Genomic DNA, 23,361 nt, shown 5'->3' with positions numbered 1-23,361 from the left:
GCCAAAAAACAGGGATAATTGGGAGAATTGAAACAATTTCAAAGTAAAGAAAAGAAAAAAGAGGTCGTAACCTCAATAGACAGATTCGTTTAATTAAAATCTTCTATTTCGTTACAGCCTCTTTTTTCATAGGATCATAAAATAAGAATCTATTATAGAGGGCATTCTCCTAATGTAGGACAAATAGGGTACATAGTATATCGCAGAGGGTGAAAATACATGTTGCAAGGTATCTTACTGGTCATTGCACTCAGTCTTGACAGCTGTTTGGCTTCTTTTGCCTACACGATGCGTCAGATTCAAATACCTTTTAAAAGTGCAGTGGTCATTGCACTCATATCTGCAGCTTTTTTAGGATTTTCTTTTTTGCTTTCTGTACAATTTGTTCAATGGATCCCATCCTGGATTGCTTCTATATGCAGTGCAAGCGTCTTTGCATGTTTGAGCATCTATTCGTTTTTTCAAAGTGCAATTAAACGAATGCTGCGTAAAAATCGCAAAGGTTTGACTTTTCGATGGGGCAGCATGCAGATCGTGTTGGATATTTATTTGGATGAAGCAAAAGCAGATCAAGATCATTCCTGTATCCTGTCAGTAAAAGAAGCTTTCTATTTGGCGATTGCCTTGTCATTTGATTCTTTATTTAGTGGAATTGCTTTAGGGTTTTCTTTGTCTCATCCAGTTTGGATCGTCGTATTTGATTTTATCGTTGCTTTATTTTCTATCTATCTACCAAGTCTTTGCATGCGTTCTTATCTGCAACATCGTTCCATGGATTTTGGCTGGTTAAGCGCGTTTTTATTTGCTCTCCTTGCCTTGAGCCGTCTATTGTAAAAGCAGACATATTTTCTTGCAAAAAGGTTTATAAATAAGGCAAAAAGTGATATATTAAGTGTGTTGTGAATAGGAGGAAAATTGCAATGAGCAAAAGACCAGTCGTTTTAGTTGTTATGGACGGCGTTGGAATTCGTGAATCAGATTTCGGAAACGCAGTTAACAACGCATACAAACCAACATTGGATGAATTATGGAAAAACTGTCCACATACAGAGATCAAAGCACATGGTGTTGCTGTTGGTCTGCCAAGTGATGGCGATATGGGTAATAGCGAGGTTGGACACAATGCTTTAGGTTGTGGACAAATCTATAGCCAGGGGGCAAAATTAGTCAATGAATCAATTGACAGCGGAGATATCTTTGAAACAGAAACTTGGAAAGCTTTAGTTGATAAGTGTAAAGATCATGGCAAGATGCATTTCTTAGGTTTATTATCTGATGGAAATGTACATTCTCATATTAATCATTTAAAAGCATTGATCAAACGTGCAAAAGAAGATGGTGTAAAAGAAGTACGTCTGCATATTTTATTGGATGGTCGTGATGTACCAGAAACAAGTGCATTAATTTATGTAGATGATATCGAAAATTACATGGCCGATCTAAACGATGATCATTTCCACGCTTGTATTGCCAGCGGAGGCGGTCGTATGAAAATTACGATGGACCGTTATGAAGCTAACTGGGCAATGGTAGAAGAAGGATGGCATACACATGTATTAGGTGAAGGCCGTCAATTTGCCAGTGCAAAAGAAGCAATCGAAACATATCGTAATGAGACAGGCGTCGTAGATCAAGATCTTCCGGCATTTGTTATTGCAAAAGATGGGAAACCGGTTGGTACGATCGAAGATGGAGATTCTGTCATCTTATTCAACTTCCGCGGTGACCGTGCACAGGAGATTTCTTTGGCATTTGATGGAGATGCAAGCTTTGACAAGTTTGATCGTGTACGTGTACCGGATGTTATGTATGCAGGTATGCTGCAGTATGATGCAGACTTGAATATTCCACATAACTTCCTGACTTATCCGCCAAAGATCAAATATACATTATCTGAACATTTGGTAAAAAATGGTATTCGTCAATATGCAATCAGCGAAACACAGAAATACGGTCATGTTACTTATTTCTGGAATGGAAACCGTTCAGAGAAATTTGATGAAAACTTGGAAACATTTGAAGAAGTAAAATCTGATGTCGTACCATTTGAACAACGTCCTTGGATGAAATCTGCTGAGATCACAGATAAACTGATCGAAGCAATCAAGTCAGGAAAATACGATTTCTTACGTACAAACTATCCAAATGGGGATATGGTTGGACATACAGGAAACTATGAAGCAACGGTTATTGGTGTTGAATCAGTTGATTTGCAGTTAGCTCGTGTAAAAGAAGCGGTTGATGCAGTAAATGGTATCATGATCGTAACAGCTGACCACGGCAATGCGGATGAAATGTATGAGAAACCGAAAAAAGAAGGAGCACCAATCAAAGCAAAAACAAGCCATACATTAAATAAAGTTCCATTTATCGTTTATGGAGCAGATGTAAAAATGAAAGATGGCGAATTTGGTTTGTCAAATGTTGCGGCTGTAGTTACAGATTTATTAGATCTTCCTGCAGATGAACATTGGAACGAATCTATCATTGAAAAATAAGATCGATCGAGAGCTGTGTATAAAACATACACAGCTCTTTAAAAAAAACAGCATTCATGATATGCTGTTATTTTAATTTATCAAACTTTTTCCGTCTGTTTGTCGATTGAATGAACAGACGCTTCATTTCTTCTGTATCTTCTGCTGCAAGGGTATTTCTGAAATGTTTTAGTTCTTTGGCAAATGCATCGATTTCAGATAATAAGATCTTTTTATTCAGCAGAAACAATTCGCTCCACATGGTTTCGTTTATTTTGGCAATGCGCGTGAGGTCACGGAAAGAATCTCCTGTATATTCCACCAGATGCGAGTTATCGTGTGTATTCATCAAGGACACGGCAATCACATGTGTTAATTGTGAAAGAAATCCGATCATCTCGTCATGTTCTTTCATGCTTAAAGTTGCAATATGATGAAAATGCAGGATGTTTGCTAATTGACGGGAAGTCTCTACCGCTTCTTCTGTATTTTTTTCAGTAGGAACGATAATGTAATTGGCATCTTTGAACATCTCGGTATTTGCATATTCAATACCGCTTGTTTCTCTGCCTGCCATAGGATGGGCTGCAATAAATTCGACGTCTTCCCGCAAGAAAGATTGGACCTTGTCAGCAACATTTACTTTAACGCCGCTTACATCAGTTAATAAGGTTCTTGGATGAAAGGCATGCTGATGTTCTTGTATCCAGTGGATCATGATGGTTGGATACAGTGCAAAGACAACAATATCTGCACGAGGTAAAAATTTCTCTGGGTCTAGAGTTCCTTCATCGATCAATCCATGTTCCAGTGCATAATCTATCGTTTCCTGGCGTCGTGCCACTCCAAGTACTTGATAGCCGGCTTCTTTTAATCCCATTGCATAACTTCCGCCGAGAAGTCCTAAACCAACGATAACAAATGTTGTATCTTTTGTAATCATGACAATTCCACCTTTCCTTTGATTTTCTGTACATCCTCAAAAAAGGACGGGTATGATTTTCGTATCGCTTGTGCTCCCTCTATGCAGCATACGCTGTGATTGACCAACGTCATGATCGTCATTGCCATCACGATTCGATGATCGTTGTGAGCTTGCAGGGTGGAATCACAAGTATATCCTTTTGGATTTCCTTCAATCCATATTTCTTCTTCATTTGATCGGATTTGTACTTGAAATTTTCGAAGTTCTTCTTCCATGGCGGCAATTCGATCGCTTTCTTTGATGCGCAGACGGCCGGCATTATAAATGTGTGTCTGACCTTCGGCCATGGCTGCCAGCACAAAAACGATCGGACCAAGATCCGGGCAATTATTTAAATCGATTTCACAACCTTTTAAATGCCCTTTATGTACGATAATTCCTTGATCGACTGCTTCGATGGATGTTCCGAAATCTTTTAAGATCGATAAAATCTGACGATCACCCTGCTGACTGTTCAAGGAAATGCCCGTGATCGTAATATCGCCTTGTATCGCAGCCAGCACGGCAAAGAATGCCAATTGCGAGTAGTCTCCTTCAATGCGGACATCTTTTGGCTGATATTTTTGTCCTCCTTTGATCTGTATCGTTAATTCATCCAAGAAATGGATCTCAATATGGAAATTGCGTAACATTTGCAACGTTAGATCGATGTAAGAGCGTGATTCAAACGGGGGAGCGATATGAATGATAGAATCTCCTTTTAACAAAGGAAGTGCAAATAATAAACCGGTAATAAATTGGGAAGATATATTTCCGGCAATTTCATATTCCCCAGCTTTGAGTGTACCCTGCATTTGGATCGCATCATGAGAATGTTCAAATAGAAGATTTTGTGCATGAAAAATAGATTCATATACGGTTTGCGGGCGTTGTAACAGGCGCCCTTTTCCAGTAAAAGAAATTGCCTCGCCACATAGAGAGAAAATCGGAATAAAGAAACGAAGCGTAGAACCGGATTCATTACAAAAAATTTCGTGCGAATGCAAATGCTGAAAATCAGAAATCCCTTTTACCGTTACACAGTCTTCCTCGATAGTGATATCTGCGCCAAGTTGGCGCATGCCTTCGATCGTGGCGAGAATATCGTCACTAAAATCGACATTTGTGATACGGGATGTTCCATCTGCTAATGCAGCTGCAATGATCGCACGGTGTGCCATGCTTTTGCTGGGCGGTATATGCAATGTTCCTTGACAAAGCGAGGGAGCAATCTTCGCTATCATATCAATGTTCCTCCTTCATACATTTCGTGGCCATATTTGTACAATATAGATCCAGCAGGCCGATGGCACAGACACTGTCGATCACAACTCTGGCACGATGCAGGATTGCCGGATCATGGCGGCCCTGAATTTGCAGTTTTACTGCTTCTTTGCTCTGATAATCTACGGTATCCTGCTCTTTATAAATAGAAGCAGTCGGTTTTACTACGCTTTGCAATACGATTGGCATGCCGTTGGAGATACCTCCATTGATGCCTCCGTTATGGTTGGTTTTTGTTTTGATTTTTCCATCCTTATAATAGAAAGGATCATTTGCTTGTGAACCATATAGATCGCTAAAGCCAAATCCTAAACCGAATTGGACTCCTTTCACAGCAGGAACGCTGAAAAGCAGATGACTTAATACACTTTCTATGGAATCGAAAAACGGTTCACCGATACCGCTGGGGAAGCCGGCAACAGCAGTTTCGATGATGCCTCCTACACTGTCTCCCTGGTTGGCGGCTTCTTCCATGATGGCATAGATGTTTTTTGCAGATTCCTCGTCTAAGACGGGAAAATCTTCGTTATTTAATTTGCAGATCTGTTCTTTGAGTATGGTTTCTTCCTGAGAAAAGGCAATATCAGAGGCACCATGACAATGCAGGATGTGTGAACCGATATAGATGCCTTTCTGTTCTAAGATCTGTTGGGCAATGGCTCCGGCAGCTACTAATGGCGCTGTCAAGCGACCGCTGAAATGACCTCCTCCGCGAAAGTCTTGATATCCGTCGTATTTCGCAAATGCAGTGTAATCTGCATGAGAAGGACGGAGACGATAACGTGTCTTTTCATAATCTTTGCTGCGTGTATTGGTATTTTGGATCAAGATGGTAAGAGGGGTACCAGTTGTGTGTCCTTCAAACCACCCGCTGATGATCTGAATTTCATCGGGTTCATGACGCTGAGTAGAGATGCGTCCTTTTGCCTGTCTTTGTGACATGCGTTGTCTGATATAGTCCAGATTTAATGCGATACCGGCAGCCAAACCATCAATGACGACACCGATTGCCTCTCCGTGACTCTCGCCAAATATCGAAATCGTGAATGTATTCCCAAAACTATTTTTCATATGCTTATCCCCTCAGTTTTTCTTTTATTTCTTCGTATGAGATCTTCTTTAGATCAGCTTTTCCTAATGTATTGACCTCAACGATCGTAATTCCGTCATGTGTTGCTTTTTTGTCTGCTAACAAACGCTGATAGACTTCTTCTTTGTCATAGGGAGCATCAATGGGTGCACCCATTTTTTCCAATACGGCAATCGTTCTTTGCTTTAATTGAGGATCATTGATGAAGTATAACATGCCCATGCCGACACATTCCCCATGCAAGTATTCTTCCAAGTGATAATAACTTTCGATTGCATGGCCGATAGTATGGCCAAAATTTAAGATCTTGCGTAATCCCGTTTCTTTCTCGTCTTGTTCTACGACATCTTTTTTCATGCAGAGCGAGCGGTAAATGATTTCTTCAAGATGTGCATCGATATCGTTTGTTTCAAATAATGCAAATAAAGCGGGATCATAAATCAAACCGGCCTTTAATGCTTCGATCAAACCGTTGATGTAATGGCGATGCGGCAGAGTACTTAACACGTCAAAATCGATCAACACTTTTTTTGGCTGATAAAAAGCACCGATATTATTCTTGATGCCGCCGGCATTGATAGCGGTTTTTCCGCCAATGCTCGAGTCAATCTGTGCAAGAGTAGTAGTAGGAATGTTGACAAAATCAATGCCGCGCATATAGCAGGCTGCTGCAAATCCGGCAAGATCGCCTACGACACCGCCGCCTAGTGCAATAACCAGATCGCTTCGTAAAAAATGATGCTGCAGCATGCAGGTCAATAAATCTTCCCAAACAGCAAAACTTTTTGATTCTTCTCCAGAATTTACGATTTTTACCACACAGTGCGGACATTGCTGTTGGACGATATCGATCCATTTTGCTGGTACATTGCTGTCGCTGACCAGCAATACATTTCGATCAACATCGATTTCCTCTGTAATTTGATGCAGGATACCGCGTTGCAGTACAATATCATATCCGCGTTCTTTTAAATTTACATGTAGTTTCATCTTATGACCCCTCTCTGAAACAAAAGAGCATCAACTATTCAGTAGATGCTCTGTATTTCATCATAAAGCAAAAACAACCATTTCATTCATGGCTTTATGATGACTATTCGTAATAAAAGTAATAAAACTTAGAAGTATGCATAATGATCACTCCGTTGCAATTATCATAATATAATGAAAGCAAGATTGCAACTAATTATGAAAAAATAATTAAAAATTTCTGAAAACGTACTATTTTGTTACATAAATATAAAAACAAGTGAAGTATTTGACGATTCCACATCAGAAATAGAAAAGAATAGTGTATAATAAAAAAGGTGATTGTATGAGCATGTTAGAGGACGCAAGAAAAAGAATCAATGCAATTGATGAACAGATGGCTGAGCTTTTTGAACAAAGAATGAAAACAGTAGAAGATGTCATCCAATATAAAAAAGAGCATCAGATGCCGGTATTGGATCGATCACGAGAAGAAGCTGTGATCGAACGCAATTCGAAATTGATCAAAGATGCGCGCTATTTGCAGAGTTATCGTCAATTTATTGAAGATGTCATGGCAATCAGCCGTAAATATCAAAAGCGGATCTTAAATGAAAATGTCGTTGGTTATGGAGGCGCATTAGGTGCTTTTTCGCATATTGCAGCAATGAAGATCTTTGAACAAAGCGAATTGCGCAATTATGCGACATTTGAAGAAGTGTTCCAGGCAGTGATCAATGGCGATGTAACATATGGAGTGATTCCGTTTGAAAACTCATATACGGGAGAAGTCGGCGATATGCTAGATCTGTTATTGCAATATGATGTCAGCATCGTAGGCATGTATGATCTAAAGATCAATCAAAATCTATTAGGATTGCCAAATGCGCAGCTGAAAGACATCAAACAAGTATACTCTCATCCGCAGGGATTGGCACAATGTTCTTTGTTTTTACAAGGCAGAGGGTATGAGCTAGTACCATATGGAAATACCGCATTAGCTGCAAAATATGTTGCAGAACAGCAAGATGTAAGCAAAGCGGCAATTGCTTCCATAGAAACTGCTGATTTGTATGGCTTAAAAGTATTAGCAAAAAATATCAATACATCTACACAAAATACGACACGATTTATTGTTATTGCAAATACAGCACAAGAAGATGGCAATCGGTTTAGTTTATTATTTACAGTGAAACACGAAACAGGAGCCTTGATGCAGGTAATGGAAATGATGGCTCGTCATGGAATGAATTTAGAAAGCATTAAATCACGTTCTTTGCATGATCAGCCTTGGGCGTATTATTTTTACAGTGAAGTCGTAGGACATATCAACAGCAAAGAAGCAAAATTGCTGTTAGAAGATATGAAGAAAGTTTGTGCCATGGTAAAGATCATTGGCGTTTATGATCGAAAGGAAAGTGAGGAAACAGCATGAGATTTGTTAAGGATCAAGTAGATTTAAATCCAATTGTGGATACGGTATTTGCTGTTGTAGCAAAGGCAAAGGAAGCAAAGGAAGAATTAGGCGATGATCAGGTAGCGGATGCTACGATAGGATCATTATATGATGAAAATGGCAAGATCGTCGCTTTTGACAGTGTATTCAATACATTGAAAGAATTGCCGAATGAAGTAATGGCTGCGTATGCAGGCAGTTTTACCGGAAATCCAAATTACCGTGAATATGTTTACCAATGGGTCGTAGGAGATCGCAGCAAGCTGGCACATAGTGTCATTGCAACTCCTGGCGGAACAGGCGCTGTAAGTATTACGATTTCTGAAATGTTAGATGAAGGAGAAACTGTCATTCTTCCTGAAATCTGTTGGGGCTCTTATAATTTGATGGCAACAATGGACAATCTAAAAACAAGATCTTATTCATTGTTTGAAGGAGATAAATTTAATATCAATTCATTTAAACAAGTTTGTGAGGAAGTAATGGCGCAGCAAAAGAAAGTAGTCGTTGTTTTAAATGATCCTTGTCATAATCCAACAGGCTATTCTTTAAGCGAAGAAGAATGGGATGCGGTCATTGCTGTTTTGAATGAACTTGGAAAACAAGGTCCTGTCGTCTTGTTAAATGATATTGCTTATATTGATTTTGCTTACCGGGGAAAAGCAGCACGAGACTATATCCGTAAATTCGACAATATCTCTGAAAACGTATTTGTAATTATTGCATTCAGTATTTCAAAATCATTAACTTCTTATGGAATGCGTTGCGGAGCTGCTATCTTATTAGCGCAAAAGCAGGAAAGCGTACGTGAAGTAGAAATCGTTTTTGAAAAGGCAGCACGTGCGACCTGGTCAAACGTAAACAATGCTGCAATGGAAAACTTTGTTACGGTAATTACGAAGAAACAGGACGCATACGAGACGGAAAAAGATACTTATGTAAAATTGTTAAAAGAAAGAAGCGAGATCTTAACCAAAGAAGCAGATGCATGCGGACTGGCGTATTATCCTTATAAAGAAGGTTTCTTTGTTACTTTGAAAGTGGAAGATAATGCATTGCGCGACCGTTTTCATGAAGCAATGATGAAAGAACATATCTACACGGTAAAAGTGAATAAAGGAATCCGTGTTGCTGTTTGTTCATTGCCAGTTAAAAAATGCTATGGTTTAGCAAAACGAATGAAACAAATATTGGATTCTGTAAGTGCATAAGATAGAGGTTTTCCTTTTTTAGGAAAACCTTTTTCAAAGAAAGGGGACGACGAAATGATCTTATTTGTCAGCGGACGCTGTGATATTCCAGCATTCTTCAGTGAATGGTTTTTTCGCCGTATCGAAGAAGGATTTGTAGATGTACGAAATCCATATAATGAACATCAGATCTCACGTATATTATTGAATGAAGAATATATTGATTGCATTTTATTTTGTACAAAAGATCCTGGACCAATGCTGGAGCGTTTAGAAGAGATTCCGTTCCCTTTTTTATTTCATGTAACATTAACTGGCTATCATTCTGATATCGAACCAGGCGTAAGAAATAAAAAAGATATCCTAGAAGCAATCAAAATGCTGTCAAAGAAAATAGGAAAAGATCGGGTCATCGTACGTTATGATCCAATATTGTTAAATCAGCGCTATACACCAGCCTATCATGGAAAGGCATTTGCTTCCTTATGTCAGCAGTTAGATGGATATGTAGATACGTATATTATATCTTTTGTAGATTTATATAAGAATACCAAAAAACATGCAGCTCATCTAGGCATGGTTTCAATGAATGACGGCAACATGCTAGCAGTAGCCAAAGAACTTTATAAGTCAGTAAGGAAATATGGAATCCGTGTACAAACCTGTGCAGAATCGATTGATTTAAGTGATTATGGTATCCGGCAGGGAGAATGTGTTAACAGAGAAGATCTAAAACAAAGATTAGGAAGAGAGATTTTGTTGCCGACTGGAAAGAGCGTACGTTCACAATGTCATTGTCTCCCTACTGTTGATATAGGAGATTATAATGCCTGTGCACATTTTTGTAGGTATTGTTATGCGAACTATGATGAAAAAATAATTCAATCAAAACTTCAGCAACATGATCCAAATAGCTCATTATTAATTGGTCATATTTGTCCCGAAGATAAGGTAACAATACGTAAAGATACGAAGAAAATATAAAATAGTGTTGTAACCGCTAACAAAAACACTTAGCTGAATATATTCTAAATTAAGTTTCAAGTCTTTTTTTATTAATTTCTTAAGTTTAAATTAAGGTTGATGAGTTATCTTATACTCAGAAAGGAGGGGGAAAGAAATGAAGAAATTATTAAAAGGAGGGATTGCTGCTGCTATCGCATGTTCTGCACTTGTCGGTACAGTCAATCCAGTCTCTGCCAAAACAGTAGATACTAGCCTGCAAACTGGTATCAAAGAAGCAGCTGAGGAAATTGAAACAAGATTTTTATATACAATTACTGAAACAGTTTCTTCTTGGGAGTTTGACACTGTAGTTACGTATGATATGGTAGAAACAACTCAAACATCTACAGGTTGGCGAATGGCTGGTTTAGTAGATGTTGAATTGGTAAGTAAACTTCATAATATCATAGCTTATAAGTATACATATTCATATTATGATAATTATCAAGGTATAAAAATTGATATTGAATATGATTTTGTTTTTAGTGGAATTAATCACCAGGGTAAGAAGACAGTAAAAGTTCATGTATAGTTAAAGTATAATTTATCTTTAATATTGTTGTATTCTCTAAATTATCATATTAATTAACATTTTCAATTAATTTGAGAGAAAATATTGGAGGTAAAATTATTGTGAATAAAAATATAATAAAGATTTTATTAATTGAAGATGATGCGGCCATTTGCAGAAGTCTGCCACCCATCTTAGAAACATATGGATATCAAGTGACGAAAATTCACACTTACAGGCAAGCAATTCAATCAATAGAAAATGATGATTATGATTTATATTTAATTGATATTCATATTCCAGGAGGCGATGGTTTTGACTTGTGTCGCAACATTCATAAGCAAAGAAATGCTCCTGTTATATTTTTGACGGGAGTAAATGATGAAGCCAGCATTGTTTTTGGTTTGGAGTTAGGTGCCGATGATTATATAACTAAACCATTTTCACTACAGGTATTACTAGCTAAAATCAAAACAGTGCTTAGAAGAAACCAGCGAGAAATGAATAAAGCGCGTAAAGTAAAGAGCGGAGATTTGATCATTGATTTTGAACATCATACAGTTTTGTCAGATAATCAACAATTAGCAATCACACCAACACAATTCCACATTTTGCAGTTATTAGTCAGCAATCATGGAATAACAATTACTCGTGATCAAATTACTAGTGTCCTTTGGAATCAAAATGATGAGTTCGTAGAAAATAATACTTTAACTGTTCATATTAGCAATTTAAAATCAAAAATTGGTAAATTTAATGGGAAACCATATATTGAATCAATACGAGGAGTCGGATATCAATGGAAACTAGACGTAGTTCTTTACAGCGAATAAACAAAAAAGCAGTGAGAATTATTATTATCTTTCTTTCACTGCTTTTTTATGTAGTTGGTATGCATTTTTATTATTATCAAAAAACACTGTCAATAATAGGCTCTTTAAAAACAAGTGAATCAATTGTACAACAACGGGTATTAAATTCCTTATTTTCTAGAGCAAACGGGATAGAAGATGGTATTTATGTTTTGATGAAAAATGGATATTATCATTATGGACAATTTATATTATTTTTTGATCCGTTTGTTATTGTTTTGACATTAATCTACATTCTAATAATTATTCTATTAATAATTTTATATAATCGTTACTCACTAAAAAAAGTTAAGGAAATAAACAATGAATTAAGTTATGTATTAGACAAATTAGAACATTTTATATATAAAGGAACTATAGAACGAAAAGATCAATATAAAAGATGCAATTATATATTAGACCGTTTAGAATATCGTTTAAAAGATGAGAATGACTATAATCAAGAAATAATTGTAACAATGATTAAAACGCATCAAGATATTATTCATCAAATAAAAACACCATTAAATGTAATTAAAATATGGGTTGAACAGTTTGAATTACAAGGAAAGATAACTAGAAGTGAATTTAATACTATTAATTATGCAATAGAAAAAGCAACAGGCTTAGCAAATACTTATATGCGTGCTTCAAAATTTGATGCAGGAAAAGTACAATTTGAAAATGAAAAAATAAATCTTTATGAGCTTATTGAAGATATTTTTAAGTTATTAAGAGTTCAGGCAGAATATTTTCAAACAGAATTAGTTAATAATTGTGATAATATCATTTTTTATGGTGATATTGTATGGATGGGAGAAGCTCTTTCAAATATTATTAAAAATGCAATTGAAAATGCAGGTATGTACAAAAAAGTATTTATTTCTTCTGAAGTAGTGACAGATAAAATCAAAATTACTATTGAAGATAATGGAAATGCAAATGAATTAGTAGATCATATTTCATTTGAACGTTTTGAGTCATCAAAAACAGGAATAGGAATAGGATTACATTTATGTAAACAAATAATAGAAAAACATTTAGGAGAAATATCAGTAGAACAAAGCATACTTGGTGGATTAAAGTTTACTATTGTTTTGCCAAAATATGAGCAAAAGAAAAAAGTAGAACTGGAGAACTATTATGAGGACAATTGTTGAAGTAAATAATGTAATAAAAATGTTTGAGAATACTAAGGCTTTACAAGGCGTTTCTTTCAAGGTGAAAGCCAATGATTTTGTTGCGGTATTAGGTAAAAGTGGATCAGGTAAATCGACATTGTTTCATATAATTAATGGTTTAGTTAAACCAGATGAAGGAAATGTTATTATTTCAGGAAAAGAAATAAATAGTATGAAGAAAAAGAATTTTATTGAATTTCGTAGAAAGAATATTGGTTATGTATTTCAAGATTTCAAATTGATTTCAGAATTAAGTGTTGAAGATAATATTTTATTTCCTATAGATTTAAGAAACGAAAAAATAGATTATTTTTATTATGATTTATTACTACAAGAGCTACATATTGATCATTTAAAAGATCGTTTAGTTAAATCACTATCTGGAGGAGAAAAACAGAGAGTAGGAATTGCGAGAGCATTAATTAATAAGCCTGAATTGGTGCTAGCAGATGAACCAACGGGGAATTTAGATTCATATAATACGGAAGAAGTATTGAGTCTATTCGTTCATCTTCAAAAGATGTTTAGCTTGACATTAATGATAGCAACGCATGATTACGCTGTTGCAAAAAAAGCTAGTAGACTAATTGTTCTACAAGATGGTAGGGTAATTAAAAATGTACAAAAATAATAAAGAAAAATATAAAAAAATAATTTTTTCCCAAAAAGAAACAAGAAGATTACATCGCCTTGTTATGTTTTTATTTATTTTTTTGGTAATCTATACCATAGCAGTTGTTTTAAGCAATAAAACTATATATACTTATTTAAATGATCAAAAAGATATATTTTTTGGGAAATGGGATATATTAATTCTTGACAGCAAAAAGGAAGATATATCATACTTTGAAAATCATGCATTTATTTATAATTATTCTATACAACTAATTCAAGAATGTATTACATTAGAAGACAATAAAAAATTAGTAATTGGATCTGGTGACCAAAGATTCTTAGATATTAGTAATATTACTTTTTTAGAGGGAACCTTCCCTAAGAAAAATAATGAAGTGGCAGTGGAAGAAGAGTATTTATCTATTTTAGGTGTAGAAAAAGTTGGAGATGTTATTTCAAATTATAAATTTAAAAGTTTAAATGGATTTATTGTATGTGGAATTATAAAAAATTATACGACAAGGTGGAATATGATAAATGATAATGTAAATTTTGTTAATTGTTTTATTCATGAGCCAAATATAAAAAGTATGCAAATATATGTTGATACTTCTCCTAGTGTTCAAGAAGATATTATAACAAATGTAGTTACATATAATTATAATTTAATCGTAAAAAACGATAATATTTTTATTAATATCATCTTTCTATGGTTAATTGTTCTAAATGTATTTATTTTTATTTTTTTTCAAATAAGAAAGAAAATAAAAATGATTATCGAACTTAGTCAAAAAGAAAATAGGAAATCTTTTAAAAATATTATTTTTAAAAGATATATATTATATATACTATTAAAATTTTTATTTTTATTTCAAATTATATTTTTAGCAAGCAGAGTAATATTTTTCTTTAATTATAAATATATTTCTTATTTTCCCCAATTAAATGATATGGATATTAAACTATCAAATGTAGGTCAAGGGATAGTGATTGAAACTATAAATTTATATCAGAAAGGAAGTATTAAGATAATACCTAATCGAGGATTAAATAGTTTTGTTGAGTCAATTAATATTGCCTGTATTATAATTCTATTAAATTATATCATCGTAACTTACATGAAATATAAGAGTGATTTTAATTATTTAAATATTTTAAAAAAATATTACTATAACGATAGCAGAGAATATAAAATAATAAATAAATATACAATAATAGAAATATTAATTAGTAATATAATGTTAGCTTTTTTGACAAAGATAATATTATATCAAGATTCTATAAGTTCAATTAACTATATTTTTAGTGTTATAATAGTAACAATTATATATAATATGTTTTTATTGTTAGATTATTTTATTGTATTAAGAAATAAAAAGAAAGATGATAATCAAATTATATAAATTAGAAGTATTAAAGATAAAACCGTTAATTTATTGTAGTAAATACAAACGTACAATCATCTCTATGCTTGAATCTAGGGCACAGGATTGCTTGTGGATCGTTGTCTTGTGCATCGAATAGGAGTCGGATAGTTTGCTTGCTGTCGGATGAAAGAAGATCTAATAATTCTTTTGTAGTATGTATGATATTGTAGTGCATGATTTCATAGAAACCGTCACTGGCAGCAAGCACCCGTTTTACATTGTTTAATTTCCAGCGATGGATGGGAATTTGTTCATAGTGATCCCACTCTAAATCTAATGCGTGATAGCCGTTTGGCTGATTGCGCATTTTTCGGTTTGCTAATAATAGATCTTGTATATACTTGCGAGCTTCTAAAAAAGGTATTTGTTTTTCTTGGCTGATTTCTTTCATGCGGGTCATTGCTTTTTGGTCAAGACTTTCTAGTATTGGATCACTATATATCTCAATGGTACCATCCATCAGTTCTACGATACCATAGCAGTCTCCCATGCCAAAAAAGCAAAGATCTTCACCGTCTTCGTAGAATAAAGCAATGCAGGCACTTGGCATTTCAGCAGAAGATAATTGATTGCCGCCTGCTTTTTGATATTGTGCGTAAAGCTGTGCTCTTTTTTGTTTTAAAAGCGAAACTTGAAAGGGACCATCTTTCAGAGTAGAAATCAGATGTTCCTTGATTTCTGAGACAAACCAATAGGCATCGCTGTGTGGGTGCATGATTTCTTTTTTTCCCAATCCTGTTGCTCCATCCAGAACAAACATATAGTTGGGACCAATTCCATATGCGTCTTCATTGTATGCTTTTTCTGAGTGAGAGAAATATTTGATATCTGTAAACAAGATACTCACCAACCTTTATACTAATCTTTAGTATAGCATAAGCTTTGCATAAAGCTGGCATTTGAAAAAGAATATTCACAAAAATATCACACTAATGATGATGAAATAAGCTATAATAAAGCAAAATAGGAAAGTGGGTGACAAGATGACCAGATTGCTTGTGGTAGATGATGAAAATAATATTCGAAAGATGATTCGTAAATTTGCCGAGTTTGAAGGATATGAGGTATATGAAGCTGTTGACGGGATGGATGCCGTACAGAAGTGTGAGGATATGACATATGATTGTATCATCATGGACATTATGATGCCGAATTTAGATGGATTCAGTGCGGTAAAGAAAATTCATGAGTTCTGTGATACGCCGGTTATCATGTTATCTGCCCGTGGAGAGGAATATGATCGTATTCACGGGTTTGAAGTAGGTATCGATGATTATGTTGTCAAACCCTTTTCTTGTCGTGAACTAATGATGCGTGTAGCAGCTATTTTGAAACGATATCAAGGTGCAGCTAAGGCAAAGAAAAATATTTTTGAATATAAAGGATTAAAAGTAGATGTTACAGCAAGAAAAGTGTTTATTGATGATGAAGAAATTGAAATGTCTCCAAAGGAGTACACTTTATTATTTTATATGATTGAAAATGAAGGGATCGCATTGACACGTGAACAACTGATTCGCGATGTATGGGGCTATGATTTTTATGGGGATGATCGTACGCTCGATACACATATCAAACTTTTGCGTAAGAGCTTGAAAGAATACAGTACGATGATCGTAACTTTGCGAGGAGTGGGTTATCGTTTTGAGAAAAAGGATTAGCAAGCTGAAGATTCAGCAGAAAATATTATTATATTTGTTAGGGTTTGCTGTATTTATTTTATGTATCTTTTATTTAGCTCAAGTTGTTTTCTTGAAAGATTTCTATATGTTCATCAAGGAGAGAGGAGTCAAGCAGGCAACGGATCAGATAAAAAATATATTAAAAGAAAGCTATGATTATAACCAAATTCAGACTATTGCAAGTGCACAGGATTTTTTTGTGTATACATATGGCATGGGAACGGATAATAGTGATCCATACTATATTGCGGCCATCGCTGGCGATTTTCGTTCTTGTCCAAGCCAGCCATTAATGCTGGATCGATATGAGGAATTATATCTGAAGGCAAGAGCTTCTGAGAGCGGAACTGCTACGATCATCATGAATGATACAAATAAAGATGATGGAAATATTCTGCGGAATATGACCAGTGCGTCCATTGTGAATTCAAAAGACGGCAATCAATATATCTTTTTTGTAAATACCGTCTTGTCACCGGTACAATCAACAGTATCTACCTTGCAAGTGCAGTTTTTTGCTATTGCTGCAATTATCGTTGCAATGGCAATGGCATTGGCATACTATGTTTCTAAAAAAATTGGTCTGCCTATCCGCACGACCAATGAACAGGCAAAGCAGCTTGCTTTAGGTAATTATGATGTCCATTTTGCGAATCATGAATATGTGGAAATACATGAATTAAATGAAACATTAAATTATGCTACGAGAGAGCTGAAAAAGGTAGAAGACTTGCGTAAGGAATTAATAGCTAATATGAGTCATGATCTACGGACCCCTTTGACAATGATCAGCGGTTATGGTGAAATGATGCGGGATATCCCTGGCGAAAATAATGCAGAAAACGTGCAGGTCATCATTGATGAAGCAAATCGTTTAACGAGTTTGGTGAATGAAATATTAGATATGAGCAAGCTGCAGGCTGGTGTACAATCTTTAGAGATAACAACTTTTGACATTGTGTCGCAAGTCAAGCATATTTGTGAACGTATTGAAAAACTGCTGAAAGGTGAATTTACGATTCATTTAAATGCGATGCCTTCTGTCATGGTGGATGGAGATGAGATCAAGATCACCCAAGTGATTTATAATCTAATCACCAATGCGGTCAACTACAGTACGCAGAGAAAAGAAATTGTCATTCATCAAGAAGTAAAGGATGGCAAGTATCATTTTTCTGTGCAAGATTTTGGAGCAGGAATCAGCAAAGAGATGCTGCCGTATGTATGGGATCGATATTATAAAGGAAATCAGTCGCATATTAGGGCAAAAGTCGGCTCAGGTATTGGTCTGAGCATCGTTAAGGGTATTCTGGAACTGCATCAGGCAGAATATGGCGTGGAAAGTGAGGAAGGTCAGGGAAGTACATTCTGGTTCTCATTAAAAATACATGAAGATGCATAATCATATTTTCAAATGACAGGAAGATCAAGGATGGAAAAAGATCTTCCTGTTTTTTACAATGAAAATATGTCAATTAGAAAAAAAGAATATAGTATTCCGGTCAATAATGCCATATTTACACCCTTGAATTTTTTTCATAAAAATGTAAAGCATTTTCAGACTCAAATCTAGAAAAACTGTTGTATAATGTTCTCAGCGTCGTAATCGGATACGGATTCGAAATAGTCAGTCGAGATGATTTATGAAGGAGAATCCAAAGAGATATCTTATTATGTGAGAATCATATGAGCAAAAAAACGAGATTTGGCATATCGTTAAGATCTTGTATTTTTTTCACGCGACCGAGTAAAGGAGGGGATCTTCATGATTACAAAAATCAGAAAAAGAGATGGTAGAGAAATCTACTTCGCTCCCGAAAAAATTACCCGTGCTATCTTCTTAGCTGCTTCTAAGGTGGCGGAAGATGAAGGACAAGTTGCAGATTATGCAACAGCAGAACAACTGACAGATCAAGTAGTTAATTATTTGAATCGTCATTATCAGGATGAAATGCCAAATGTAGAAGAAATACAGGATGCCGTTGTAAAGATATTGATCGAATGCGGACATGCAAAAACAAGTGAAGCATATATTCTGTATCGTGCTGAGCGTACACGCATTCGTAATATGAAAACGCGATTGATGCAGTCTATCAAAGAAATTACATTCTCAGATAGCAAAGATGCAGATGTTAAGCGTGAAAATGCCAATATCGATGGTAACACAGCAATGGGTACCATGCTGCAATATGGAAGTGCTGTATCTCGAGAATTTTGCAAAGCAAATTTAATGACGCCAAAATTTGCAAAAATGCATGATGATGGTGATATTCATATCCATGACATGGATTTTATGAATATGGGTACTTTGACTTGCTGCCAGATTCCGTTAGATAAGCTGTTTAAGGGAGGCTTTTCTACTGGACATGGCCACTTGCGTGAACCGCAAAGCATTACAAGCTATGCCGCTTTAGCAGCAATCGCTATTCAGAGCAACCAGAATGATCAACATGGCGGTCAAAGCATACCGGCATTTGATTATTATTTAGCAGAAGGCGTAGCTAAAACTTTCCGTCGTTCTTATATTTCAAATGTGAATAAAGCATTGGAATTATTAGTATCATTAGATGTTGATGTAAAAGATCAAATCGAAGCAATTGAAAAAGAGACAGGAATCCGTCCGGAACTTCGCATGGAGCCTAAATTTGTAGAGGGCTTGAATAACATGTTAAAAGAAGCGTATGGCCTGACAAATGATCAGTTACAGCTGGTAGATGCTTTTGCATATAAAGAAGCTTTGAAGGAAACTGAAAAGTTAACATATCAAGCCATGGAGGGATTTGTCCATAACTTGAATACGATGCATTCCCGTGCAGGAGCGCAGGTACCGTTCTCTAGTATCAATTTTGGTACAGATACTTCTCCGGAAGGACGAATGGTATCCGAAAAGCTGATGCTGGCACAGGAAGCAGGTTTAGGAAATGGAGAAACACCTATTTTCCCTATCTTGATCTTTAAAGTAAAAGAAGGAATCAATTACAATCCTGAAGATCCAAACTATGACTTGTTTAAATTAGCATGCCGAGTAAGTGCAAAGCGTTTATTCCCGAACTTTGAATTTTTGGATGCACCATTCAATCTGCAATATTATGTTGAAGGACGTCCAGAAACAGAAGTGGCTACCATGGGATGCCGTACACGTGTAATGGGAAATGTAAATGGACCGGAAATTGCGACTGGACGTGGAAATAATTCCTTCACATCCATTAATTTGGTACGTATCGGAATCAAACATGGACAAGTGATGTTGGGAGAACCTGATATCGATGGATTCTATGAAGAATTAGATGAAAAAATTGATACAGTCATCGCTCAATTGTTGGAGCGTTTGGCAATCCAAGCTAAGAAAAAAGTGAAAAATTTCCCTTTCTTGATGGGTCAAGGAGTATGGCTTGGTTCTGAAAACCTGGAATGGGAAGACACATTGGAAGATGTTGTGAAACAAGGTACATTGACAATGGGCTTTATAGGTTTGGCAGAATGTTTAAAAGCTTTGATCGGTCAGCATCATGGTGAAAGCGAGTATGCACAAAGACTTGGTTTAGAAATCATTGGACATATGCGTAAACGTATGGATGAAGCAACAGAGAAATATCATTTGAATTTCTCTTTGATTGCAACGCCGGCAGAAGGCTTATCCGGACGTTTTACGAAGATTGATAAGAAGATCTTTGGTGAATTGGAAGGCATTACGGATCGTGAATACTATACGAACTCTTTCCACATTCCAGTTTACTACCATATTCGTGCATTTGATAAGATCCGTTTGGAAGGTCCATATCATGCATTAACAAATGGCGGACACATTTCTTATGTCGAGGTTGACGGCGATCCTAGCAATAACTTGGAAGCATTTGAATCCATCGTTCGCTGTATGAAAGAAAATAACATTGGATATGGAAGTATTAACCATCCAGTAGACCGTGATCCTTGTTGCGGATACAGCGGCGTGATTGAAGGACATATCTGTCCAAAATGCGGGCGTGATGATTCAAAGAGCGAATACAAGTTTGAGAAGATCCGCCGTATCACTGGATATCTAGTCGGTACTGTAGACCGTTTCAATAATGCAAAGAAAGCAGAAGAAAGTGATCGTGTAAAACATGCCTAAACAGATGATTCGTTTGGCATCTCCTTTACAGTTAGATAGTTTTGTAGACGGCCCCGGCGTGCGTATGGTGCTATGGACACAAGGATGTCCGCACCATTGTGAAGGGTGTCATAATCCGCAAACACATGATCCACAACAAGGGACATTATTTGCAGTAGATGATTTGATTGAACAGATTGTGCATGAACCTTTACAAACCGGATTGACATTTTCTGGTGGAGAACCATTTTGGCAAAGTGATAAACTAATTCCAATTGCAAAGGCGGCAAAAGAAAAAGGATTATCCCTATGGGCATATAGCGGGTATACTTTTGAACAGCTTATGGCCGATAATGAGAAAAAAAGATTATTGGAATTGCTGGATGTACTTGTAGACGGCCGCTTTGTGATGGAGCAGAAGGATTATCGTTTAAAGTTTAAAGGCAGCCGAAATCAACGAATTATTGATGTGCCTGCATCATTTAAAGAAGGAAAAGTTATTCTTTCTGCCTATGACGCAGATAATCAAAAGTTACAATAAAAGAATGGTAAGAAAAGTGGATTTATTTAACCGAATCAAAAGAACGGGAATAAATTCACTTTATGTTTGATTTCTTTCTATATGAAAATGATTTCATTCAAAATAAAGAAAATATTTTCATTTTCTTGTTGACAATTTTCATTTGCTCTGCTAGACTAAGTGCATACAAAAAAAGCAATGGCGCTTTGGAATGAATTATCCAGAGCGCCTTTCGCTTTTTTGTACATTCGTTCGGGCCTGAATATAAGAACGGAGGGAATTGTATGGATGAAATTTTGAGTGAAATCTTTGGTATTTGGTATTTGATCGGTGCTGCATTTGTATTCTTTATGCAGGCAGGCTTTGCTATGGTAGAAGCTGGCTTTACCCGTATAAAGAATGCAGGCAACATTTTAATGAAAAACCTGATGGATTTTTGTTTAGGAACAGTCGCTTTTTTGATCCTTGGTTATAGTTTCTTATGTGGCCAAGACTTTATGGGTCTGATTGGTTTTGGGGAAAATCCATTGTTCGATTTTGTAGGAACAGATTGGGCATCATTTACATTTAACCTGGTATTCTGTGCAACTGCTGCGACAATTGTTTCAGGAGCAATGGCAGAAAGAACAAAATTCTTGTCATACTGTATTTATAGTTTTGTCATCAGTTTGATCGTATATCCAATTGAAGCACATTGGATTTGGGGAGGCGGCTGGTTGTCGCAAATGGGATTCCATGATTTTGCAGGAAGTGCAGCTATTCACTTCGTGGGCGGATTAACTGCATTGATCGGTGCAAAAATGTTAGGGCCTCGTATCGGAAAATACGATAAAGATGGAAAACCTCGTGGTATTCCAGGACATAACTTGACGATTGGAGCATTAGGTGTTTTCATTCTGTGGTTTGGATGGTACGGTTTTAATGGTGCTGCTGCAACAAACGGTTTACAATTGGCAACAATCTTCGCAACTACGACAGTTGCTCCTGCATTAGCCACTTGCACAGTCATGATATTCACATGGCTGAAATATGGTAAACCAGATGTCAGCATGTCATTGAATGGTTCTTTGGCAGGCTTGGTTGCTATTACGGCAGGTTGCGATGCTGTTGATATCTTTGGTGCCAGCATCATCGGTATCTTATCCGGATTTACTGTATGTTTCTTTGTTTGGCTGTTAGATTATAAATTAAAGATCGATGATCCAGTAGGCGCAGTTGCCGTACACTTCGGAAATGGTATGTTAGGAACAATCTGTGTCGGATTGTTTGCATGTGGTACAGATACCATGCCGCAGGCACAAGGATTATTCTATGGCGGCGGATTCCAGCTGTTATTTACACAATGTATTGGCTTGATTGCTGTTGGCGCATGGACGGCTGTTACGATGACGATTGCATTCCTGCTTATAAAGAAGACAGTAGGTTTACGTGTAACTGCTGAAGAAGAAATCGTTGGTCTGGATAAATTAGAACATGGTTTGGAAAGTGCATATGCAGGATTCAGCTTTGAAACAGAATCTTACAGCGGTAAACCGGATACAACGGTTGATGTGACATATGATAAACCGACTGAGACAGTCAAAGTGGAAGAAGCAGTGCCGGTCAAAGAAGTTGTTTCATTGCAGCCGATGATGTCCAAAGTAGTTATCATCACAAAACCGGAAAAATTCGACCGTTTGCAAAGTGCAATGCATGCAATTGGTATCGGCGGTATGACTGTTACACGTGTAATGGGCTGCGGTGTGCAGAAAGGACAAGTAAACTACTATCGTGGTGCAAAAGTAGAACCGCAATTATTGCCGAAGATCAAAGCAGAAATCGTAGTTTCTGAAATTCCGGTGGATACGATCGTGGATACTGCCAAGAAAGCATTGTATACAGGACATATGGGTGATGGAAAGATCTTTGTATATCATGTTGAAAATGTTATCCGTATTAGTAGCGGGCAGCAAGGCAAAGAAGCATTGCAATACGATGAAAAATAACATTGTTTCTTATTGTGAAGCAATTTGATCGTTCAATCAAAAAAGATCAACTCTTATACTTTAT

Annotated in this window: 20 protein-coding genes; 15 read left to right on the top strand and 5 right to left on the bottom strand. The window is 36.2% G+C overall.

Annotation, left to right across the window (positions count from 1 at the left end; translation table 11 throughout):
• The first annotated feature begins 219 nt into the window (after window positions 1–219).
• Together BQ9859_RS07320 and gpmI are read left to right on the top strand one after the other, a co-directional pair.
• The gene (locus BQ9859_RS07320) at window positions 220–834 is read left to right on the top strand and encodes an MntP/YtaF family protein (protein ID WP_075877562.1); all 615 of its coding nucleotides are present in this window, start codon (window positions 220–222) and stop codon (window positions 832–834) included.
• Between the two features lie 86 nt (window positions 835–920).
• A complete protein-coding gene (gpmI, locus tag BQ9859_RS07315; protein WP_075877561.1) occupies window positions 921–2,498 on the top strand; it encodes a 2,3-bisphosphoglycerate-independent phosphoglycerate mutase in 1,578 nt (525 codons plus the stop codon).
• 67 nt (window positions 2,499–2,565) lie between these two features.
• Here the strand turns inward: gpmI and BQ9859_RS07310 are convergent, their stop codons facing one another.
• The 4 genes from BQ9859_RS07310 to aroB are packed head-to-tail and all read right to left on the bottom strand — an operon-like array spanning window position 2,566 to window position 6,805.
• Window positions 2,566–3,420: a prephenate dehydrogenase gene (locus BQ9859_RS07310; protein WP_075877560.1), complete on the bottom strand. Its 855-nt coding sequence runs from the start codon at window positions 3,418–3,420 to the stop codon at window positions 2,566–2,568.
• The gene (gene aroA, locus BQ9859_RS07305) at window positions 3,417–4,685 is read right to left on the bottom strand and encodes a 3-phosphoshikimate 1-carboxyvinyltransferase (RefSeq protein ID WP_075877559.1); all 1,269 of its coding nucleotides are present in this window, start codon (window positions 4,683–4,685) and stop codon (window positions 3,417–3,419) included. Before aroA ends, BQ9859_RS07310 begins: the two co-directional genes overlap by 4 nt.
• A gap of 1 nt (window position 4,686) precedes the next feature.
• On the bottom strand, window positions 4,687–5,796 hold the full coding sequence (aroC, locus tag BQ9859_RS07300) for a chorismate synthase (RefSeq protein WP_075877558.1): 1,110 nt from the start codon (window positions 5,794–5,796) through the stop codon (window positions 4,687–4,689).
• Window positions 5,797–5,800: 4 nt separating this feature from the next.
• Entirely contained in the window at window positions 5,801–6,805 is a 1,005-nt protein-coding gene (gene aroB / locus BQ9859_RS07295) for a 3-dehydroquinate synthase (RefSeq protein WP_075877557.1), read from the bottom strand.
• A gap of 325 nt (window positions 6,806–7,130) precedes the next feature.
• On the opposite strand from aroB, the gene BQ9859_RS07290 reads away from it, so the two are divergent.
• The 8 genes from BQ9859_RS07290 to BQ9859_RS07255 all read left to right on the top strand — a co-directional run bounded on the left by BQ9859_RS07290 (window position 7,131) and on the right by BQ9859_RS07255 (window position 14,996).
• On the top strand, window positions 7,131–8,219 hold the full coding sequence (locus BQ9859_RS07290) for a chorismate mutase (protein WP_075877556.1): 1,089 nt from the start codon (window positions 7,131–7,133) through the stop codon (window positions 8,217–8,219).
• Window positions 8,216–9,451 carry a pyridoxal phosphate-dependent aminotransferase gene (locus tag BQ9859_RS07285; protein ID WP_075877555.1) on the top strand — a complete coding sequence of 412 codons (1,236 nt, stop codon included), beginning with the start codon at window positions 8,216–8,218 and terminating at the stop codon, window positions 9,449–9,451. The genes BQ9859_RS07290 and BQ9859_RS07285 overlap by 4 nt, the downstream gene beginning before the upstream one ends.
• A 54-nt stretch (window positions 9,452–9,505) precedes the next feature.
• Window positions 9,506–10,414 carry a DUF1848 domain-containing protein gene (locus BQ9859_RS07280; RefSeq protein WP_075877554.1) on the top strand — a complete coding sequence of 303 codons (909 nt, stop codon included), beginning with the start codon at window positions 9,506–9,508 and terminating at the stop codon, window positions 10,412–10,414.
• 136 nt (window positions 10,415–10,550) lie between these two features.
• Window positions 10,551–10,967, top strand: coding sequence for a hypothetical protein (locus BQ9859_RS07275; protein ID WP_075877553.1), 417 nt, complete (start codon window positions 10,551–10,553; stop codon window positions 10,965–10,967).
• Between the two features lie 101 nt (window positions 10,968–11,068).
• A complete protein-coding gene (locus BQ9859_RS07270; RefSeq protein ID WP_143404400.1) occupies window positions 11,069–11,779 on the top strand; it encodes a response regulator transcription factor in 711 nt (236 codons plus the stop codon).
• The gene (locus BQ9859_RS07265) at window positions 11,746–12,957 is read left to right on the top strand and encodes a sensor histidine kinase (RefSeq protein ID WP_075877552.1); all 1,212 of its coding nucleotides are present in this window, start codon (window positions 11,746–11,748) and stop codon (window positions 12,955–12,957) included. Before BQ9859_RS07270 ends, BQ9859_RS07265 begins: the two co-directional genes overlap by 34 nt.
• On the top strand, window positions 12,941–13,609 hold the full coding sequence (locus BQ9859_RS07260; RefSeq protein ID WP_075877551.1) for an ABC transporter ATP-binding protein: 669 nt from the start codon (window positions 12,941–12,943) through the stop codon (window positions 13,607–13,609). The genes BQ9859_RS07265 and BQ9859_RS07260 overlap by 17 nt, the downstream gene beginning before the upstream one ends.
• Window positions 13,596–14,996 (top strand): hypothetical protein, encoded by a 1,401-nt coding sequence (locus tag BQ9859_RS07255; RefSeq protein ID WP_075877550.1) that lies wholly within the window; start codon window positions 13,596–13,598, stop codon window positions 14,994–14,996. The genes BQ9859_RS07260 and BQ9859_RS07255 overlap by 14 nt, the downstream gene beginning before the upstream one ends.
• Window positions 14,997–15,021: 25 nt before the next feature.
• Here the strand turns inward: BQ9859_RS07255 and BQ9859_RS07250 are convergent, their stop codons facing one another.
• On the bottom strand, window positions 15,022–15,858 hold the full coding sequence (locus BQ9859_RS07250) for a protein phosphatase 2C domain-containing protein (protein ID WP_075877549.1): 837 nt from the start codon (window positions 15,856–15,858) through the stop codon (window positions 15,022–15,024).
• 145 nt (window positions 15,859–16,003) lie between these two features.
• Between BQ9859_RS07250 and BQ9859_RS07245 the strand changes: the two genes are divergently transcribed.
• The 5 genes from BQ9859_RS07245 (at window position 16,004) to BQ9859_RS07225 (ending at window position 23,297) form a co-directional block, all read left to right on the top strand.
• Window positions 16,004–16,681: a response regulator transcription factor gene (locus BQ9859_RS07245; RefSeq protein ID WP_075877548.1), complete on the top strand. Its 678-nt coding sequence runs from the start codon at window positions 16,004–16,006 to the stop codon at window positions 16,679–16,681.
• Window positions 16,665–18,104, top strand: coding sequence for a sensor histidine kinase (locus BQ9859_RS07240; RefSeq protein ID WP_083662742.1), 1,440 nt, complete (start codon window positions 16,665–16,667; stop codon window positions 18,102–18,104). The genes BQ9859_RS07245 and BQ9859_RS07240 overlap by 17 nt, the downstream gene beginning before the upstream one ends.
• Window positions 18,105–18,467: 363 nt before the next feature.
• Complete coding sequence (locus BQ9859_RS07235) at window positions 18,468–20,813, top strand: anaerobic ribonucleoside triphosphate reductase (RefSeq protein WP_075877546.1); 2,346 nt, start codon at window positions 18,468–18,470, stop codon at window positions 20,811–20,813.
• Window positions 20,806–21,333 carry an anaerobic ribonucleoside-triphosphate reductase activating protein gene (gene nrdG, locus BQ9859_RS07230; protein ID WP_075877545.1) on the top strand — a complete coding sequence of 176 codons (528 nt, stop codon included), beginning with the start codon at window positions 20,806–20,808 and terminating at the stop codon, window positions 21,331–21,333. The genes BQ9859_RS07235 and nrdG overlap by 8 nt, the downstream gene beginning before the upstream one ends.
• 263 nt (window positions 21,334–21,596) lie before the next feature.
• Window positions 21,597–23,297 carry an ammonium transporter gene (locus BQ9859_RS07225; RefSeq protein WP_075877544.1) on the top strand — a complete coding sequence of 567 codons (1,701 nt, stop codon included), beginning with the start codon at window positions 21,597–21,599 and terminating at the stop codon, window positions 23,295–23,297.
• Window positions 23,298–23,361: the final 64 nt, after the last annotated feature.

This window comes from Merdibacter massiliensis (genome assembly GCF_900155395.1).
Classification (GTDB): Bacteria; Bacillota_I; Bacilli_A; order Erysipelotrichales; family Erysipelotrichaceae; genus Merdibacter; species Merdibacter massiliensis.
This window is presented reverse-complemented; position numbering and strand designations above follow the sequence as displayed.

Bases quoted from the DNA above. Each gene is read 5' to 3' on its own strand.
- BQ9859_RS07260 (WP_075877551.1), top strand. From the start codon at position 12,941: ATGAGGACAATTGTTGAAGTAAATAATGTAATAAAAATGTTTGAGAAT.
- nrdG (WP_075877545.1), top strand. From the start codon at position 20,806: ATGCCTAAACAGATGATTCGTTTGGCATCTCCTTTACAGTTAGATAGT.
- aroB (WP_075877557.1), bottom strand. From the start codon at position 6,805: ATGAAACTACATGTAAATTTAAAAGAACGCGGATATGATATTGTACTG.
- BQ9859_RS07320 (WP_075877562.1), top strand. From the start codon at position 220: ATGTTGCAAGGTATCTTACTGGTCATTGCACTCAGTCTTGACAGCTGT.
- BQ9859_RS07285 (WP_075877555.1), top strand. From the start codon at position 8,216: ATGAGATTTGTTAAGGATCAAGTAGATTTAAATCCAATTGTGGATACG.
- BQ9859_RS07235 (WP_075877546.1), top strand. From the start codon at position 18,468: ATGATTACAAAAATCAGAAAAAGAGATGGTAGAGAAATCTACTTCGCT.
- BQ9859_RS07225 (WP_075877544.1), top strand. From the start codon at position 21,597: ATGGATGAAATTTTGAGTGAAATCTTTGGTATTTGGTATTTGATCGGT.
- BQ9859_RS07310 (WP_075877560.1), bottom strand. From the start codon at position 3,420: ATGATTACAAAAGATACAACATTTGTTATCGTTGGTTTAGGACTTCTC.
- gpmI (WP_075877561.1), top strand. From the start codon at position 921: ATGAGCAAAAGACCAGTCGTTTTAGTTGTTATGGACGGCGTTGGAATT.
- BQ9859_RS07245 (WP_075877548.1), top strand. From the start codon at position 16,004: ATGACCAGATTGCTTGTGGTAGATGATGAAAATAATATTCGAAAGATG.
- aroA (WP_075877559.1), bottom strand. From the start codon at position 4,685: ATGATAGCGAAGATTGCTCCCTCGCTTTGTCAAGGAACATTGCATATA.
- BQ9859_RS07275 (WP_075877553.1), top strand. From the start codon at position 10,551: ATGAAGAAATTATTAAAAGGAGGGATTGCTGCTGCTATCGCATGTTCT.
- BQ9859_RS07290 (WP_075877556.1), top strand. From the start codon at position 7,131: ATGAGCATGTTAGAGGACGCAAGAAAAAGAATCAATGCAATTGATGAA.
- aroC (WP_075877558.1), bottom strand. From the start codon at position 5,796: ATGAAAAATAGTTTTGGGAATACATTCACGATTTCGATATTTGGCGAG.
- BQ9859_RS07255 (WP_075877550.1), top strand. From the start codon at position 13,596: ATGTACAAAAATAATAAAGAAAAATATAAAAAAATAATTTTTTCCCAA.
- BQ9859_RS07265 (WP_075877552.1), top strand. From the start codon at position 11,746: ATGGAAACTAGACGTAGTTCTTTACAGCGAATAAACAAAAAAGCAGTG.
- BQ9859_RS07280 (WP_075877554.1), top strand. From the start codon at position 9,506: ATGATCTTATTTGTCAGCGGACGCTGTGATATTCCAGCATTCTTCAGT.